Source organism: Ferdinandcohnia sp. GQ5, from assembly GCF_059759275.1.
Map to the genome: position 1 here is coordinate 101,953 of NZ_JCAXEW010000012.1, position 17,334 is coordinate 119,286.

A 17,334-nucleotide genomic window follows, 5' to 3' on the forward strand; every position below is an offset into this window, starting at 1 on the left:
TGATGCCATGTCCATATTGGACGTGGCTTTTTATATGTTTGTCCAATTTAGTTTGAAAAGAATAATAGAAGGTTAAGATGTTGGGACAACATTTTACAGGGAGGTTTTTTCATGTCAGGAAGAAGTCATGAAGAAGGATTGAAAGATTTAACATTACTTGGAAATCAAAATACAAAATATAGTTTTGAGTACGCACCAGAGGTGTTAGAGTCTGTTGATAATTTACATCCAGACCGGGATTATTTCGTGAAGTTCAATTGTCCGGAGTTTACGAGTCTTTGCCCACTGACACATCAGCCGGATTTTGCAACGATGTACATTTCGTATGTTCCAGATAAGAAAATCGTAGAAAGCAAGTCTTTAAAGCTGTATTTATTTAGTTTCCGAAACCATGGTGATTTTCACGAAGATTGCGTGAACATCATTATGAATGATCTTATTAAATTATTGGATCCACGTTATATCGAGGTATGGGGCAAGTTTACTCCACGCGGGGGCATTTCGATTGATCCTTGGTGTAATTATGGGAAACCTGGTACGAAATATGAGGAAATGGCACAATTTCGTTTGATGAACCACGACCTCTATCCTGAAAAAGTAGATAACCGATAAGGATTTTTTTCTATATGCAAATGCACACGTGTCAAAAACGTGTGCATTTTTTATGCTTTGAAAAGCTGGTAAATAATGCTTCTTATAAATGTAATCCCTTTTACTTGACATGGGCGAAATAAAATAGTTAAATCGTATATGTTTAGTAGGAATTAATTTTTTGATAAATCTCTCTTATAAGATAAATAAAAAAGCTTAAAAGAGTAGTAGCAGTACTAAACGTACAAGATTACATATCATCGGGGGGTAATGACATTGAAAAAACGAACAAAACTCATTTCAGTATTATTACTAAGTGCACTTCTTTTTCTTGCAGCATGTGGTAATAATGAAGCTTCAAAATCAGGCTCTGACTCAAAAGAGGCGACAATTAATAAGGATGCAGAATTAAATATCGCATATCCTACAAATCTACAAACCTTAGATCCACATTTAACAACAAATCAATCAACAAGAGACGTAGCAAGACAAATATTTGAACAGCTTTTGACACTTAATGAGAACTATGAAGTAGTTCCGATGTTGGCTGAATCATACAAAGTAAGTGATGACGGTCTTACATACACATTTAAACTAAGACAAGGTGTAAAGTTTCATAATGGAGAAGAAATGAAAGCAGATGATGTTGTAGCTTCTATGGAAAAATGGATGAAAACATCGACTCAAGGTAAAGCAAACTTAAGTGGTGCACAATTTGTTGAGGTTGATCCGTACACTGTAGAATTGCATATTGATAAGCCGTCTTTAATTGTTCCTTTTGTACTGGCTGATGCAGCTCCGTTCCCAGCAATTGTTCCAAAAGAATCAGTTGAAGCGGCTGGTGATACTGGATTAACAGAATATATCGGTACAGGTCCATTTAAGCTTGAAGAATGGAAAGTTGATCAACATATTCACTTAACACGATTTGATGAATACGTAGCAAGAGAAGACGAAAGCAGTGGTCTTGGAGGAAAGAAAGAAGCGCTTGTAAAAGATGTATACTTCCGCATTGTCACAGATGAATCTACACGGGTATCAGGTGTTACAACCGGCCAATATGATATTGCATTTGAAGTTCCGTTTGACAGTGCAGATCAAATTGAATCAACTGATGGTGTAACGAATGTATTTGACGAAGGTGGAATTGCTACCTATGTATTTAACAAAAAGTCAGGTCCATTTTCTGACTTGAAATTAAGAGAAGCGTTTAATACCGCTCTTAATGCAGAGGAAGCAATGATTGCTGCTTATAGTGATGATCGTTTCTACACATTAGATTCTGGTCTTGCATTACCAAACCAGGTTAACTGGCATAGTGATGCTGCGAAGGAAAAATATAATATAGGTGACATTGAAAAGGCTAAAAAGTTAGTAGAGGAATCAAGCTATAACGGTGAGGAAATTGTTATATTAGCAACGAAAGACTACACCGACCAGTACAATTTAGCTGTGGTTGCTCAACAAGTTCTTGAAAGCATTGGTATAAAAGCGAAGTTAGATGTATATGACTGGCCAACAGTTCAAGAAAGACGAGTAGATCCAAATAACTTTGATATGTTTGCCATGACATTTGCCGTTAGACCAACGATTCACCAAAATCCATTCCTGGATTCTAAAGCAGAGTATCCTGGTTGGACAAATAGTGAAAAAATTGACCAATTACTTGTAGATATTAAATCAGCTTCATCATTTGAAGATGCAAAACCATTAATTGATGAGCTTCAAACAGAGGTTTGGAATTACTTACCGGTGGCTAAGGTTGGTAATATCCAAGACTTAGTAGCGGTAAGTGATGATGTAAAGGGTTATAAAAATCTAATTGGCCCAATCTTATGGAATGTCAGTAAGAGTGAATAAGGTGAAGCTCCAGCGATGAAGGCGGTAAGCTAGATCGCCTTCATTCATAAATAAAGGATGATGATAAATTGCTAAAGTATATTGTACAACGATTATTTTCATTACTTCCCATATTGCTGGTAGTTGCCATAGTAGTCTTTTTCTTGGCCCATCTGACACCAGGTGATCCCGTTACTGTGCTTCTTGGAGATGAAGCTTCAGAAGAGACCAAAGCCGAGTTACGAGAGGAACTCGGCTTTGATTTACCTCTTTATACTCAGTTCATCCTGTGGTTCAAAGGGGCTATCTTAGGTGATTTAGGAGATTCCTATTTTCTGAAAATGCCAGTAACACAAGCGTTTTTTGAATATTTAGGACCGACTTTATCATTGGCCATCATCTCGCAAATAATTGCGATTATTGTGGCTCTTGTTCTTGGTGTCTTGGCAGCAAAAAAGAGAGGCACTTTCATGGATCAGGCAGTTATGGGAATATCTCTCTTTGGTATTTCAGTACCTAGCTTTCTAGTAGGTTTATTTTTAATCTTAATTTTTTCCGTTCAATTGCAATGGCTTCCTGTTGCAGGCTATCGTCCTTTAAGTGATGGGTTGGGGGAACATCTCCGTTATCTAATCCTACCTGCAATAGCCCTTGGCATGATGCAAGCTGCGTTAATTGCAAGAATGACGCGGTCTTCGATGCTAGATGTAATGAAAACCAATTATATAAAAACGGCTAAATCCAAGGGGTTACATCCAAACAAAATTACCTTCAAGCATGCTCTCCGTAGTGCATTTATTCCAATCTTAACCGTCATCGGGGAAAGCTTTGGAACGTTAATTACAGGTGCAGCTGTTGTTGAAACTGTATTTAATATTCCTGGAATTGGACAATTAATTGTTAACTCAATCGAGAGAAGAGATTTTCCTGTTATTCAAGGAACAGTTTTAATGATCACTGTAACATACGTTTTATTAAATTTAGTGATTGATTTGCTTTACGGCGTGGTTGACCCGCGAGTTCGCTTAAATCAGAGAAAATGAGGAGATTACATGAAGAGTGAAATACAAGTAAGCAAGCCATCGACTCTTTTCGTAAAAAAACAACGTAATTGGACACGGGTCTTATCTAACAATATGCTCCTTACTGGTTTAATCATCATTTCGATATTAACCATCATTGCTCTTTTAGCACCGGTTTTAGCACCATTTAGCCCTTATGAAATTAATCCACAGAACCGACTCCAGCCACCAAGTGGAGAGCACTGGTTTGGAACAGATAACTTTGGTAGAGATTTATTTACAAGGGTCCTTTATGGAATACGGGTATCTATAATAGTTGGTCTTTCAGTTGCAATTATTACGGGGATTATTGGTTTAGTGATTGGCCTATTATCTGCTTATTTTAATGTGCTTGATCATATTCTAATGAGAATAGTCGATGGTCTGTATGCTTTCCCTTCTATTCTTTTAGCAATGGCAATAGTGGCTGTAAGAGGACCAAATACAGTAAACGTGATGATTGCTCTCGTGATTGTCTATATTCCTTCCATCGCAAGGGTAGTTCGATCCGCGGCATTAGTGGTAAAGGAGCAAACATATATTGAAGCACTAAAGGCACAAGGGGCAAGTACATGGAGGATACTAGTTATTCACACCATTCCCAACGTACTTTCGCCGGTTATTATTCAAACAACCTTTATATTTGCTGTTTCCATTTTAACAGAAGCTTCATTAAGCTTCTTGGGTGCAGGGATTCCAGCGCCAGAACCAAGCTTAGGAAATATATTGTTTGATGGGAAAAGCGTAATCTATAAGGCATGGTGGATGACCGTATTTCCGGGTAGTTTCATCGTCCTCCTTGTTCTTGGATTAAACCTTGCAGGTGATGGTCTTAGAGATATAATGGATCCAAAAATTGTCCATGCAAAGCGAAGAAAGAGTCTTTAAAGTGAGTGTTTAAAAAGGAGGATGAAAAGGACCACGTCGACAAAAACGCCACGTCCTGTGGCATTGTCGACACTAGCACATCCTGTGCGTCGAAAAGTTCGAGGCGGCGCAGCTTTGAGTACCGGAACGTATGCATTTAATACGTGAGGAACGCAAAAGCAAGCCAACGAGCTTCCACAGGATGTGGTGACTTCGACGTTCGACACAGGACGTGTCGGCACTTAGTCGAAGCTCCGATATAGCAGTGTCATCTTCACCGGACTTTTTAAACTTCTTCTTGTAAAAAAATAGAATTGTAGAATTTGTACCATTAGGAGGGGAGAGCATGAACAGCGACTATTTACTACAGATTGATAAATTAAGAGTTTCTTTCTGGACAGAGAAAGGGCGTTTAACGGCTGTTGAAGATGCTTCCTTTTATATAAAGCAGGGTGAAACACTAGGGGTTGTTGGTGAGTCAGGTTGCGGTAAGAGTGTTACTGCGGAGTCTATCCTGAAATTACACGATGACCAATTGACTGATTATGAAGGAACAATTTCCTATCATAATCAGAACCTTTTAACAGAATCTGAAAAATCCCTTAGAAAAATAAGAGGGAATGAAATTTCAATGATTTTTCAAGACCCAATGAGTTCACTAAACCCCGTCTATACAATTGGCGATCAAATTGTTGAATCGTTGAGATTACACAAAAAAATGTCAAAGAAGGACGCCTATCAAAAAGCGATTGAGGTCCTGCGATTAACAGGGATTCCTTCTCCTGAACAAAGAGTTCATGATTACCCTCATCAACTTTCAGGCGGAATGCGGCAAAGGGTTATGATAGCCCTTGCGATTTGTTGTGAGCCAACCCTGTTAATTGCGGATGAGCCAACGACTGCATTAGATGTAACGATTCAAGCGCAAATCTTGGATGTGATGAAAGATCTTCAAAAGAAAACAAGTATGGGGATTATGATGATTACCCATGATTTAGCGGTTGTTGCAGAGACATGTGATCGAGTTGTCGTTATGTATCTCGGTCAGGTTATCGAGGAAACAGATGTGAAGGATTTGTTCAATCAACCACTTCACCCATATACAATCGGCCTATTAAAATCAATGCCAAACATGGATAGTGATCGAACAAAAGAACTCCATGAAATCAATGGTTCTGTACCATCTCTTCATCAAGTTCCACAAGGGTGTCGATTTGCGGGTAGATGTGAATTTGCAACAGAAAAATGTAGAAATGAAGCTCCAATACTTGAGGAAGTAACAGACTCACATAAGGTAAGATGCTGGCATTATCAAGAAATTTCCTTGAAGAGGGGGGCTTCAAATGGCGATTCCTAAAGAAAAAGAACCAATCATAAAAGTAAAAAATTTAAAGAAGTCCTTCACAGCGGCGTCTTCATCCTTTTTTAAGAAAAATGTAGTCAGGGCCGTAAATGATGTTTCCTTCGAGATCTATGAAGGTGAGACATTTGGAATTGTTGGAGAATCTGGTTGTGGTAAAAGTACGACGGGCCGAACAATCCTGAGACTGACTGAACCGTCAGGGGGAGAGGTTTTTTATCATAATCAAAATATCTTTGACATGAAAGAGAAGCAATTTCGGACAATTCGTCAGGATTTGCAGATGATATTTCAAGATCCCTATGCATCGCTAGATCCTAAAAAAAGAATAGGATATAGCCTTGAAGAATCGATGATTATTCAAAAAATCGGTACGAAAGCAGAGCGAAAGGAAAGAGTGCTAGACCTTCTTGAACAGGTTGGTTTCAGTAAAGAGCACTATGATAAGTTTCCACATGAATTCTCTGGTGGCCAAAGACAACGAATTGGAATTGCGCGTGCACTCGTGTTAAACCCTAAGTTTATCGTTTGTGATGAACCTGTTTCAGCACTTGATGTTTCGATTCAGTCACAAATTCTTAACTTGCTAAGAAAACTTCAAAACGACCTAAAGCTGTCTTATTTATTTATCGGTCATGACTTGAGTGTGGTTCGGTATATTGCGGACCGAATCGGAGTGATGTATCTTGGCGAAATGGTTGAAAAGGCACCAACTGATGAACTATTTAAAAATCCATTACACCCATATACTCAATCTTTATTGTCAGCAGTTCCGATTCCTGACCCAGAAAGTAGACGAGAACGGATTATATTAAAAGGGGACGTTCCATCACCACTTTCCGTCCCGAGTGGGTGTGTATTCCATACGCGTTGTCCATATGCGACAGAACGATGCAGATTAGAAAAGCCAGTTAAAGTTCAAGTAGATGGTAACCATGAAGTACAATGCCATCTATATGATGAATAATTGATCTAAGGAAGTGTCTAAAAGTGAAGGATAACATTATTGGTAATGAGGATAAGATGCTTGAGTTAATTGAAACTCTTGTCAATATTGACAGTGGTACATACGTCAAGCACGGTGTTGACAAGGCTGGAAAGGTTCTTCTTGAAGAATATAAATCTATCGGGTTTCAAGCGGAAATCGATGAACAAGAAATTGTCGGAAATAATCTTTTAATACGCCATCCAGAAGCTGTCAATCCTCAAATTGTGATTATTGCACATATGGATACTGTGTTTAAAGAAGGGACAGTTGCGGAAAGACCTTTCAGAAAGGAAGGAGAGTACGCCTATGGACCTGGTGTAATTGATATGAAGTCAAGCCAAGTTACGACCCTATTTGCTCTTAAGGCATTAATAGAAAGCGGAAGCAATGCCCATAAGAATGTAGAAATCATCCTAAATACGGATGAGGAAATTGGTTCTATCTACTCTAGAGAACTGATTGAAAGAATAGCTAAAGATAAAAAATATGCACTTATCCTTGAACCTGCGCAAAATGGAAATTTGGTAAGCGAGCGTAAAGGCGGGGGTAAGTACTTACTAAAAATTACAGGGAAGTCTTCACATGCAGGAGTTGCTCCTGAAAATGGAATTAGTGCAATTGAGGAACTAGGGAATAAAATCATAAAGTTGCACAAATTAACAAACCGAGATGAAGGAATTAATGTAAATGTCGGAATTGTAAAAGGTGGAACGTCCGTCAATACGATAGCACCTTATGCTGAAGCTTTTATAGATGTAAGAATCAATACTGCTGAACAAGGAGATGACATTGACAAGGCGATCAAAGAAATTTGTAGCAAATCGGATGTGCCAGGTACAACACTTGAATTGACAGGAAAGATTACGAGACCGGCATGGGTGTTAACTGAGAAGTCGGAGAAGCTTATTGATATAATAGTAGATGAAGGGAAAAAGCTAGGTCTTGAACTTTCTCATGAAAAAAGTGGTGGAGGTTCAGACGGAAATTTAACTGGATATATGGGTATTCCATCGATAGATGGGCTTGGCCCCGAAGGTGGAAATGCCCATGAGGAATCAGAGTTTCTTTATATTCCTTCCCTTACAGTAAGAACAAACCTGTTAGCAAATGTGATTCAGAGACTAAGTGATCAATAGGATCAATAGTTAATACGAAGGGAGACGTTCTATATGTCTAAAAAAATATATATTATCCATGAAAATGATGATTGGACTTCACATTTAACAAAACGATTGGATGAGTTAAATTTACCATATGAGGCATGGCATCTTGATAAAGGGGTCATTGATTTAACTGCAGAACCACCAGAAGGTGTTTTTTATAACCGTATGAGTGCTTCTTCACACACAAGGGATCACCGATTTGCTCCTGAATTAACAGGCGGGATTTTAGATTGGCTGGAATTCCATAACCGTACTGTTTTTAATGGTAGTAATGCCCTTCGCCTTGAATTAAGTAAAATCAAGCAATACACAGCACTTGAAAAAAATGGGGTACGCACTCCGAAAACAATTGGGGCCGTGGGCCGTGAGCAAATTATTGAAGCTGCGGAAAAACTAGGAACAGTACCTTTTATTACAAAACATAATCGAGCAGGTAAAGGGCTTGGTGTACAATTATTCCAAACCGTAGAGTCATTAAAAGCATACGTAAATAGCCCTGCATTTGAAGAGCCAGTTGACGGGATTACGCTCATTCAAGAGTATATCCAATCACCAGAATCCTATATTACAAGATCTGAATTTGTTGGCGGCAAGTATGTATATTCTGTACGGGTTGATACGTCAGAAGGATTTGAGCTTTGCCCTGCAGATGCATGTCAAATTGGCGATCTGTTTTGCCCAGTTGGGGAAGAGGTAGAAGTACGTCCTAAGTTCGAAATTATCGATGATGTAGACCCAGAACAGATTGCACGTTACGAAGCATTTCTGAAAGATGTTAACATTGATGTAGCAGGTATTGAGTTTGTGAAAAATGCAGATGGTGAAGTCTTCACCTATGACGTTAATACAAATACTAACTACAACTCCGATGCAGAAGCGAAAGCGGAAAAATACGGAATGCTTGAGCTTGCGAAATTTCTAGGCGAGGCACTAAATAGAATATAAGTTGAACAAACGAAGGGTAGCATGATTGCTACCCTTCGTTTGTTGTTGCCGTATGCATTTTCTTCGTTTTTGCTGTATACATTCTAAACAATATGAAAGCGACAGCGGATAGGAATATACCTGATATGTAGGGTAATCCCATTGAAATTGTATAAAGTAGACCACCTAAAATAGGTCCGAGAATTCGTCCAAGCGAATCGAAGGAGGACAATAATCCTGTGACGCTTCCATGTCCCGTCTTGGAACGCTTCGTAAGTAATGCCGAAACCGCAGGACGAATGATGCCATTTCCTACTCCAAAAATAGTTAAATAAATCGCAGCTGTAACGAAATCCTTTGTAAATAAAATAAGGAAAAAACCTACGGCTGACACGAAAATTCCGATTTGGATGACAAAACCTTCACCAAACTGTTTCGTAAGCCTTCCCACTAATCCACCTTGTACAATCGCTCCAGCGAGTCCCATAATCATAAAAATATAACCGAGCTCAGTAGTTCCCAATCCAGCTTTTTCAGCCGCAAAATAAGCAAACGTAGCTTCAAGCCCTGATAAGGATAATGTGATAAAAAGAGAAAGGAAAAACAGAACACTTTCAGGACCGTTAAGGGCTTTTAACAGACCCGTTCTTTTTCGGTCTTTCGGATGTCTTTGCTCTTTTGATAAAGATTCTTTAAGAACAATCATGACGAGGAAAAAAGTAAGTAAAGACAAAGTACCTGCAATGTAAAATGGCATGTGTAAGTTAGTTTTTGAGAAAATACCACCAATTGCTGGACCAAAGATAAATCCTAGACCAATCGATGCACCAATGACACCCATTCCTTTACCACGGTCTTCCTCAGAGGTAATATCGGCAGCATATGCCATTACGGTTGGCATATTTGCGGCTGAAAGAAAGCCACCAATGATTCTGGCTGCAAACAACATCCATAATTCTGTGGATAAAGCCATTAGAAAGAATGAAACCGCAAGTCCGAATATACCAATCATAATAACAGGCTTGCGTCCAATCCGATCGGAAATTCTTCCCCACATCGGTGCGAACAAGAATTGCATTAATGAATAAACAGCCATGAGTAGTCCTAATTCAGTGGGTGAAGCGCCAAGATCTTCTGCATAAAAGGGTATGACAGGAATAATGATCCCAAACCCAACATAAACCAAGAACATAACTGCAAATAATATAGGTAATGCTTTTTTTGTATTCAACGTATGTCACTCCAGTATGATAGCTTACTTTCCTATCATAAATTAAATGAAAACAATTTGAAAGTAATCAGAGAGAGAGTCACAAAAATATTTTTATAGGACGAATTTATCTCACAAAAAAGCATCTTCAAAGATGAAGATGCTTTAGTCTTGGGCTCGTCCATTACATAACTCGTCTTACGTGCCCCTTAAAATGGTTTTTCCAATAGCCGCTTGTCATATCAGCAATACCAACACCGGTAGAACTTTGTGAGCCGATAAATTTACCGCCACCTATATAAATTCCAACATGACCATCTTTTTTATAGGTGTCGAAGAATACCAAATCACCAGGTTTCATGTTACTAACTGATACTGCAGTACCTTGACCTCTTAAAACACTTGTACTAGAACCAACATTTACACCAGCTTGAGCGAATGCCCAATGTACAAATCCAGAGCAATCGAATCGACCGTTTGCAATATCATATGCACTTCTTCCGCCACCAAATACATAGACGGAGTTTCCTATGTATTTATATCCTGCATTAATTACAGTGTTAATTGAACCAGTAACCTTTGGAGTTGAGGTTGGAACTGATGCAGTAACTGTAGCTTTGGCTGTTTTTGTTGCAGGACTAGTTGAAGCAGTTGTGCTAACTGCAGGTGTTGCAGTAATCATACTAGCACGAAGGTCTTCAATGTCCGCTAATGTTTTTTGTTCTTTTGACTTTAGGGCAGCCTTTAATGCGTCATTTTGTGCTTTTTGGTCTTCAATTTGACCTTGCATGGCTACCAATTCTTCTTTTTTGTCTGTTAATGCAGTAAGAGTCTCCTGAATCTTAGCTTGCTTTTCTTCAACCAGATTGATTGCTTTGGCTTGTTCATCAATTATTTCTTGGTCTGCTTGCATAATTGTAGAGACTGCACTCACACGATTAATAAAATCAGAGAAGCTTTGTGCACCAAAAATTACATCTAGGTAACTAATCGTTCCACCAGATTGTTGCATCATGCGGGCACGTTCTTTTAAAATCTCGTTACGAGCTTCAATTTCTTTTTCAAGCTTTTCAATCTCAGTTTCTAGAGTTTTTACTTCTTCTTCTGATTTCTTAATTTCCGCTTCTGTTTGAGCGATCATTTTACGGTTATCTTCAATCGCTTGGTCAACCTTTGCAATTTGAGCATTTAATTCTGCTAATGCTTTTTGTGTATCAGATAGCTCAGTTTGAAGTGAACTCATTGTTTCTGCACTAGTTGATATTACATATGGAGAAAAGGCACTTATCATTAAAGTGGCACTTAAGGTTACGAGTGTCTTTTTCAAGATAATTCCTACTTTCTTACTAATCTACTTAGTCTATATCCGAGTCTTTTACTCTATCATATTATCATAAGTTTCTATAAAATTCTCCATTTGTCGCGAAATTGTTACATATTATTAATATTGTAATGTTACAAAACCTAATAGAATCAAGGTTTCGTAAAATAGCGAATATGTCAATGTCGAAATATATTTGTAATATAAACGGAATATTATTCCTACTAAAGTAGGGTTTAGAGGTCATTGTGCCTTTGAGGAGATTGAAGGAAGTCGGTAACATGAACATGATAGGAGTATTTCGTTGATTTCTCAAATAGTTTGATTGAATGTGAAAACCCTTGGAAAAGAAGAGAAAAAGGCGCTAAACAAACATTTGTTTGAAAAATAGGATTCGACTAGCGCCTTCCTTTTTTGTCTATAAAGCTTCAAATTCCTGTATTCTATGTTTAATGTCATCAGGTATAGGTGTAGATGTTTTAGTAACATTGTTGTAATTTACTTGAATGGTTTCGGCTTCAACTAAGATTTCATCATCTCGTGTTATGATACTCTCAAGGGTGAGGCTGGAAGTACCCAATTTTTTTACCCGAACATAAATCGTGATGAGATCATCTAGTAATGCTGGTTTTTTGTACTCAACTGTACTTTTAACAAGAACGGGTTCAAATTGGGAAGAGTGTTGATTCGTAAGCCAATCCGGCCCAAGAATTTTACGCATGTATTCAGTGAAGCCGATATCGATATAGGTAAGATAATGTGCGTTAAAAACAATTTTTTGACCATCGATTTCAGAATACCTAACACGGATAGTATGTGAAAAATGAAAGTTTTCCAAGCTGTTCCCTCCTTTTTACAAAGTATATTCTGCAAAGAGGGGGTTTTTCCTGCATACTATAATAGAAGAACAATCAACTTTATTCAGTAGAAGTCTCTTTTTCTTTATGTGTTGAGATGGATGTAATCCCAGAAGAGAGGGTTCAATCCATTGCTGAATAGAGTGAATGCCTCCACTGAATGCCACTATTTTCAAAGGGGAATTTTCGAGCAGTAAGATCAAAGACTAAGAACGCCACGTCCTGTGGACCAAAAAATCGGATGCAAATACGCCATGGCGCATTTGATTGAGAAAGGTCGAATATATATGAAATTTTCACAGCAGAAAGGCTTAATAGAGTCCTATATTGTAGCGGGTACGGGGGGAATGGTGTTTTATTTATTACACTTTCCGATCCCGTGGATACTCGGCCCGATGACATTCATGATTCTATACAAAGCCATTACACATCGAACAATGGTTGTTTCAGTTCGCCTGTACAATGTTGGACTTGCGACACTAGGAATCTACTTCGGATTGTCGTTTACTAAAGAAACCTTTATTACGGTCTATCCGTATATTATTCCGTTTTTAATAATGACAATATTGCTATTGACGGTCAGTGTGATAAACAGCATTTTTGTGACTCGATTTATTAAAATTGACCCAATGACAAGTGTGTTTGGCTCGATTCCTGGGGGACTATCCGAAATGGTTGCCGCAAGTCATTCGTTAAAAGCAAATTCTGCAATGGTAACGATTTTTCAAACGGTTCGTTTGTTAACGGTCGTGTTCATGGTTCCGTTTATTGTAACGCATTGGTTCATAGCAAGTGTTGGAAATCCATATGAGGTCACAAAAAATCTCAGCAGTGTACCTGTTTATGCATATTTATGGTTCAGCATAGCTTTAGTAGCAGGGTGGCTGCTTCGAAATAAGCTTCCAGCGGCGTTTGTTATTGGCCCACTTGCAGTAACGGTATTACTTGGTGTAGTGGGAGTAGGGTTACCACCCATTCCACCCTGGTTACTAATACTTGCTCAAATCACCGTTGGGATGAGAATGGGGAATAATATCAATCTAAGAGATTTAAAGATTGGTGGAAAGTATTGTGGAGTTTACTTCACTCTCACGCTTTTATTACTCGCATTCTCATTTGGATTTGGTTATCTATTTGCCATATTGTCAGATTTAGATATACCAACTGCTTTACTGAGCTTTTCACCTGGAGGATTAGTTGAAATGGTATTAACCGCAACCGCAATAGGTGCAGATCCAGCAGTGGTAAGCTCATTACAGCTTATTCGACTATTATTCATTATTTTAATCGTTCCGAGCTTTTTAAAATGGATGTTTAAAAGAAGGGAAAAAGTAGCTGCATGATAAAAGAGGCAATTCAAACAAACATTTGATTGAAGTTGGGAACCTTTGTGTACCAAGGGATGTAAGTTAAACGGGCGTTTGAAGAGGGAATTTGTAGTTTCTTGAAATTCTGTAAGCAAAAATTCAAACAAACGCTTGATTGAAAATTGAATCCTTTGTGCCCCAAGGAATAGACCGCTAAACAAACGTTTGATTGAAAAAGATTATGTCAACTAGAATGAGGTTTTACCACTGTAAGTGGATAATTGGAGAAGTGGTGCCTTTCAAAAAGGCATAGAATACTATGAATGTCCTAGAAACTGGAAAGTGGTATCACTCGGAACGGCTTGGAGTATCATCACCGTCCTATAAACTGAAAATTGATATCACACCAAAAGACTTGGAGTACCACCAACGTCCTATTAACAGGAAAGTGATGTAACTCTGAAAGACTTGGAGCACCATCACCTTCCTAATAACTTGAAATTGGTATCGCTCCGAAATGCATGGAGCACCATCAACATCCCAAAACCCGAAATTTCATAGATTCAAAATTGCTTATGGTATCACCATTATCCAACTAACCGGAAACAGGTAGTCTCCAAAAGGGGTTAGAGTATCATCACCGTCGTAATTAATGGAAGGTGATGCCACTGTAAGAAGCAATAAAGTACCACAAGCATCCTGAAAATTGACCAACAACGGATCAGCCAAGTGCAGACCAAGACTAAAAAGCCACTAGGGTATCCTAGCGGCCAAACTTAATATTAGATTATGCGCCCCACTCTTCCTTAGATGGACCGTAAACACCAGGGACCCTTAATCCAGCTTGACGCATTAAAATGGTCATTTGTCCGCGGTGGTGAATTTGGTGGGTATTCGTCATTCCAAGTATTACGGCAACAGGCATTGTTTGACCAAACATTTCTTTCATTTCCTTCAATGTTTCATCGTTCCATTGTTCTTTAATCGCAGAAACTAGGTTTTCACTTGTTGTACGGTAGCTATCGGCCATTTCCTTTGCTGATGTTGGAACTGTCTCACCGGCTGCACCATCGAACTGAAGGCCAGTTTGTGAAATAATTTGATGGACGGAAGTCACAACATGCCAAGCAAGTTCACCTAAGGTACGGTGACCAGCTGCAACAGACTGTGATAATGACTCATCTGTTAAAGCATCAAGGATTTTTTGAGTGGCACTACCCTCATAATTCCAATCTTGTAAGAATTCTTCAAGTGTATGGTACATATGTATTCCTCCTATAATGTGATTACCAACATTATACTTGATTCACAAGTAAAAGCCATTTTAAACGCACATGATGATTTTTTTGAAGGATGATGTTTTATCTATGAATTACTTGTAAAATAGAAGAGGATACTAGATTTCTACTACAAAGGATGTTGACGTGTGAAGGATATAACAATTGGCTCACTCTTAGATGTGGTTGGGGAATTGTTCTCCGACGAGATATCAATTGCTGTCTCAAATACAAAAGAATATCTTTATTATCGACCAAGTAAACGCATTGATTTGAAAATTAAACCAGGTGATGAAGTAAAAGAGGGAACCATTGCGTATAAAGCCATTACGTCCAGACAAAAGGCTTCCGAATTTATAAATCGCGACGTATTTGGCATTCCTTATCATGGCATGGCCGTACCTTTTTTTCATGGGGATCAGTTGGAAGGTTGTGTAACGGCAATCTACCCAGCATTAACAGATGGAAAATCGGTCGTAACCGTAAAGTCTCCAGATGGCTGGAAACCCATTCCATTCTCAGAAGTGCTTTACCTTGAGGCAAAAGATAAAAAAACACATGTGTACACGGAAGATTTTTCGGGGACACATAAATATTCGCTTCAGGAATTTGAATATACGTTGCCAAAGGACTCTTTTATTCGCTGCCATCGCTCATTTATTGTGAATGTAAATCAAATCAAAGAAATCCATCCTGATACTCATTCTACATTTGTCTTAGAAATGAACAACGGCGCCAGGGTCCCTGTTAGTCAAAATTACTCAAGTTATTTTAGAAAGTTGCTGGGTTTCTAACTGTTATCCACCAAAAGATTGAATAGAAATTAGAGGCCTCTTAATTCTGGGAAAAAATATGCCAAAACATATTTGATAATCTAGAAAAAGAACAAATCTTCTGCTTTGGGGGTTTGTTCTTCTTTTTTATCGAAAATTTATGTTCTTTACTCCAGAAATTCCACCCTATGTGGAGATTATAGGTAAAATTATCTTAATATTCAATTTCATAAAGGGGATGGGAGAATATGACTAATAAACTAGATCGCATTAAGGACACCCGTCTACATGACCGTGTTGTAACTCCGGAAGAGGCAGCGGAGTGGATTCAGGATGGTATGACATTAGGCCTCAGTGGATTTACACGTGCGGGCGATGTGAAAGCGGTACCATTCGCGCTTGTAAAACGTGCTGAAACGGAAAGCTTAAAAGTAAACGTATATACAGGGGCGTCATTAGGCTCTGATGTTGATAAATTATTCGCTGAAGCGGGAATTCTAGGTAAGCGCTTACCATTCCAAGCTGATCCAACAATGAGAAAAGGTATTAACAATGGGGACTTTTTGTTTGTAGATCAGCATTTATCTCATACATCAGAATTAATTCGTTCAAATGTGATGGATGTCGATGTTGCAATTTTGGAAGCGATATCAATTGATGAAGATGGGTTAATCATTCCTACAACTTCAATCGGGAATTCTTTAACTTTTGCACAGCATGCTAAATCAATCATTGTTGAAATCAACCTTGCACAAACAACAGAGCTCAAAGGGGTTCATGATTTATATGCACCTGGTAAACAAGGCGAAAGAGAACCTATTCCGTTAACAAAGTCAGATGATCGAATTGGCTTACCTGGAATTAAAGTAGATATAGGAAAAATCAAGGGAATTGTGTTTACAGATCAAACAGATTCTCCGTCAACAATCGTACCACCAGATGAAGAAACAGAAATAATGGCACAGCATCTTTTAACCTTTTTACGAAAAGAAGTTGAAGCTGGCCGTTTAACAGAGAAGCTTGCACCACTACAGTCTGGAATTGGATCAGTGGCAAATGCGGTACTGCATGGTATGCTTGATTCTGATTTCACAGATTTAGAGGTTTATTCTGAAGTATTGCAGGATGCGGTATTTGACTTAATGGATGCGGGCAAAGTAAGCTTTGCTTCCTGCTGTTCCATAACCTTATCAGAAGAAAAGATGAAAAAAGTGTTTGGGAACTTTGACAAATATCGTGATCGTTTGATCATGCGACCACAAGAGATTTCAAATCATCCTGAAATTATCCGACGTCTCGGACTTATTTCAATAAACACAGCACTCGAACTGGATATATACGGAAACGTCAATTCAACCCATGTGCTCGGTACCAAGATGATGAATGGAATCGGCGGTTCAGGTGACTTTGCTCGAAATGCACGCTTAGCGATTTTTGTTACAAAATCAATTGCAAAAGGTGGAGACATTTCAAGTATCGTTCCATTTGTCTCACATGTGGACCACACAGAGCATGATGTAGATGTCATCGTAACAGAACAAGGATATGCAGACTTACGAGGACTCGCACCAAGAGAACGTGTGGAGCTATTGATTGAAAACTGTGCACATCCAATGTATAAACAACAGCTTAGAGATTATTACCAAGAAGCACTTACACGAGGTGGCCAAACACCACATGTATTAGAAAAGGCATTCACATGGCATACAAACTTTGCACAAAAAGGTACCATGCTAGAAAAAGAATTAGTAGAAGCGTAAACCATAGAGCCGTATAAAGAAGGAATTCTTTATGCG

15 protein-coding genes are annotated in these 17,334 nt (G+C 38.5%); 11 read left to right on the forward strand and 4 right to left on the reverse strand.

Annotated features, from left to right (window positions below; translation table 11 throughout):
* Window positions 1–111 precede the first annotated feature (111 nt).
* The 8 genes from queF to AC6CHV_RS15745 all read left to right on the forward strand — a co-directional run bounded on the left by queF (window position 112) and on the right by AC6CHV_RS15745 (window position 8,814).
* Window positions 112–612: a preQ(1) synthase gene (gene queF / locus AC6CHV_RS15710; RefSeq protein ID WP_121446832.1), complete on the forward strand. Its 501-nt coding sequence runs from the start codon at window positions 112–114 to the stop codon at window positions 610–612.
* Window positions 613–867: 255 nt separating this feature from the next.
* Window positions 868–2,451: an ABC transporter substrate-binding protein gene (locus AC6CHV_RS15715; RefSeq protein ID WP_440273650.1), complete on the forward strand. Its 1,584-nt coding sequence runs from the start codon at window positions 868–870 to the stop codon at window positions 2,449–2,451.
* A 68-nt stretch (window positions 2,452–2,519) separates the two neighbouring features.
* The gene (locus AC6CHV_RS15720; RefSeq protein ID WP_498079180.1) at window positions 2,520–3,473 is read left to right on the forward strand and encodes an ABC transporter permease subunit; all 954 of its coding nucleotides are present in this window, start codon (window positions 2,520–2,522) and stop codon (window positions 3,471–3,473) included.
* 9 nt (window positions 3,474–3,482) lie between these two features.
* Entirely contained in the window at window positions 3,483–4,379 is an 897-nt protein-coding gene (locus AC6CHV_RS15725) for an ABC transporter permease subunit (protein ID WP_121446829.1), read from the forward strand.
* A 325-nt stretch (window positions 4,380–4,704) separates the two neighbouring features.
* Entirely contained in the window at window positions 4,705–5,715 is a 1,011-nt protein-coding gene (locus AC6CHV_RS15730; RefSeq protein WP_498079181.1) for an oligopeptide/dipeptide ABC transporter ATP-binding protein, read from the forward strand.
* Window positions 5,702–6,685, forward strand: coding sequence for an ABC transporter ATP-binding protein (locus tag AC6CHV_RS15735; protein ID WP_341329856.1), 984 nt, complete (start codon window positions 5,702–5,704; stop codon window positions 6,683–6,685). Before AC6CHV_RS15730 ends, AC6CHV_RS15735 begins: the two co-directional genes overlap by 14 nt.
* Window positions 6,686–6,708: 23 nt before the next feature.
* Complete coding sequence (locus AC6CHV_RS15740) at window positions 6,709–7,842, forward strand: M20/M25/M40 family metallo-hydrolase (RefSeq protein ID WP_498079182.1); 1,134 nt, start codon at window positions 6,709–6,711, stop codon at window positions 7,840–7,842.
* A gap of 33 nt (window positions 7,843–7,875) precedes the next feature.
* Entirely contained in the window at window positions 7,876–8,814 is a 939-nt protein-coding gene (locus tag AC6CHV_RS15745) for an ATP-grasp domain-containing protein (protein WP_341329858.1), read from the forward strand.
* A gap of 28 nt (window positions 8,815–8,842) precedes the next feature.
* On the opposite strand, the gene AC6CHV_RS15750 is transcribed toward AC6CHV_RS15745, so the two are convergent.
* From AC6CHV_RS15750 to AC6CHV_RS15760, 3 genes are all read right to left on the reverse strand, one after another.
* Window positions 8,843–10,024 carry an MFS transporter gene (locus AC6CHV_RS15750; RefSeq protein WP_341329859.1) on the reverse strand — a complete coding sequence of 394 codons (1,182 nt, stop codon included), beginning with the start codon at window positions 10,022–10,024 and terminating at the stop codon, window positions 8,843–8,845.
* Between the two features lie 163 nt (window positions 10,025–10,187).
* Complete coding sequence (locus AC6CHV_RS15755; RefSeq protein ID WP_498079183.1) at window positions 10,188–11,330, reverse strand: PcsB-like coiled-coil domain-containing protein; 1,143 nt, start codon at window positions 11,328–11,330, stop codon at window positions 10,188–10,190.
* 412 nt (window positions 11,331–11,742) lie between these two features.
* Window positions 11,743–12,162 (reverse strand): acyl-CoA thioesterase, encoded by a 420-nt coding sequence (locus AC6CHV_RS15760; RefSeq protein ID WP_341329861.1) that lies wholly within the window; start codon window positions 12,160–12,162, stop codon window positions 11,743–11,745.
* Window positions 12,163–12,468: 306 nt separating this feature from the next.
* Between AC6CHV_RS15760 and AC6CHV_RS15765 the strand changes: the two genes are divergently transcribed.
* Window positions 12,469–13,524 (forward strand): AbrB family transcriptional regulator, encoded by a 1,056-nt coding sequence (locus tag AC6CHV_RS15765; protein WP_498079184.1) that lies wholly within the window; start codon window positions 12,469–12,471, stop codon window positions 13,522–13,524.
* 751 nt (window positions 13,525–14,275) lie between these two features.
* On the opposite strand, the gene AC6CHV_RS15770 is transcribed toward AC6CHV_RS15765, so the two are convergent.
* The gene (locus AC6CHV_RS15770; RefSeq protein WP_121446822.1) at window positions 14,276–14,752 is read right to left on the reverse strand and encodes a DinB family protein; all 477 of its coding nucleotides are present in this window, start codon (window positions 14,750–14,752) and stop codon (window positions 14,276–14,278) included.
* 162 nt (window positions 14,753–14,914) lie between these two features.
* On the opposite strand from AC6CHV_RS15770, the gene AC6CHV_RS15775 reads away from it, so the two are divergent.
* Window positions 14,915–15,559: a LytTR family DNA-binding domain-containing protein gene (locus AC6CHV_RS15775; protein ID WP_341329863.1), complete on the forward strand. Its 645-nt coding sequence runs from the start codon at window positions 14,915–14,917 to the stop codon at window positions 15,557–15,559.
* 227 nt (window positions 15,560–15,786) lie between these two features.
* Window positions 15,787–17,298, forward strand: coding sequence for a succinyl-CoA:acetate CoA-transferase ScpC (gene scpC, locus AC6CHV_RS15780; protein ID WP_498079185.1), 1,512 nt, complete (start codon window positions 15,787–15,789; stop codon window positions 17,296–17,298).
* The last annotated feature ends 36 nt before the right edge of the window (window positions 17,299–17,334 follow it).

Excerpts from the sequence above, each read along its gene's own strand:
- queF (WP_121446832.1), top strand. The coding sequence starts at position 112 with ATGTCAGGAAGAAGTCATGAAGAAGGATTGAAAGATTTAACATTACTT.
- AC6CHV_RS15725 (WP_121446829.1), top strand. The coding sequence starts at position 3,483 with ATGAAGAGTGAAATACAAGTAAGCAAGCCATCGACTCTTTTCGTAAAA.
- AC6CHV_RS15730 (WP_498079181.1), top strand. The coding sequence starts at position 4,705 with ATGAACAGCGACTATTTACTACAGATTGATAAATTAAGAGTTTCTTTC.
- AC6CHV_RS15735 (WP_341329856.1), top strand. The coding sequence starts at position 5,702 with ATGGCGATTCCTAAAGAAAAAGAACCAATCATAAAAGTAAAAAATTTA.
- AC6CHV_RS15745 (WP_341329858.1), top strand. The coding sequence starts at position 7,876 with ATGTCTAAAAAAATATATATTATCCATGAAAATGATGATTGGACTTCA.
- AC6CHV_RS15765 (WP_498079184.1), top strand. The coding sequence starts at position 12,469 with ATGAAATTTTCACAGCAGAAAGGCTTAATAGAGTCCTATATTGTAGCG.
- AC6CHV_RS15770 (WP_121446822.1), bottom strand. The coding sequence starts at position 14,752 with ATGTACCATACACTTGAAGAATTCTTACAAGATTGGAATTATGAGGGT.
- scpC (WP_498079185.1), top strand. The coding sequence starts at position 15,787 with ATGACTAATAAACTAGATCGCATTAAGGACACCCGTCTACATGACCGT.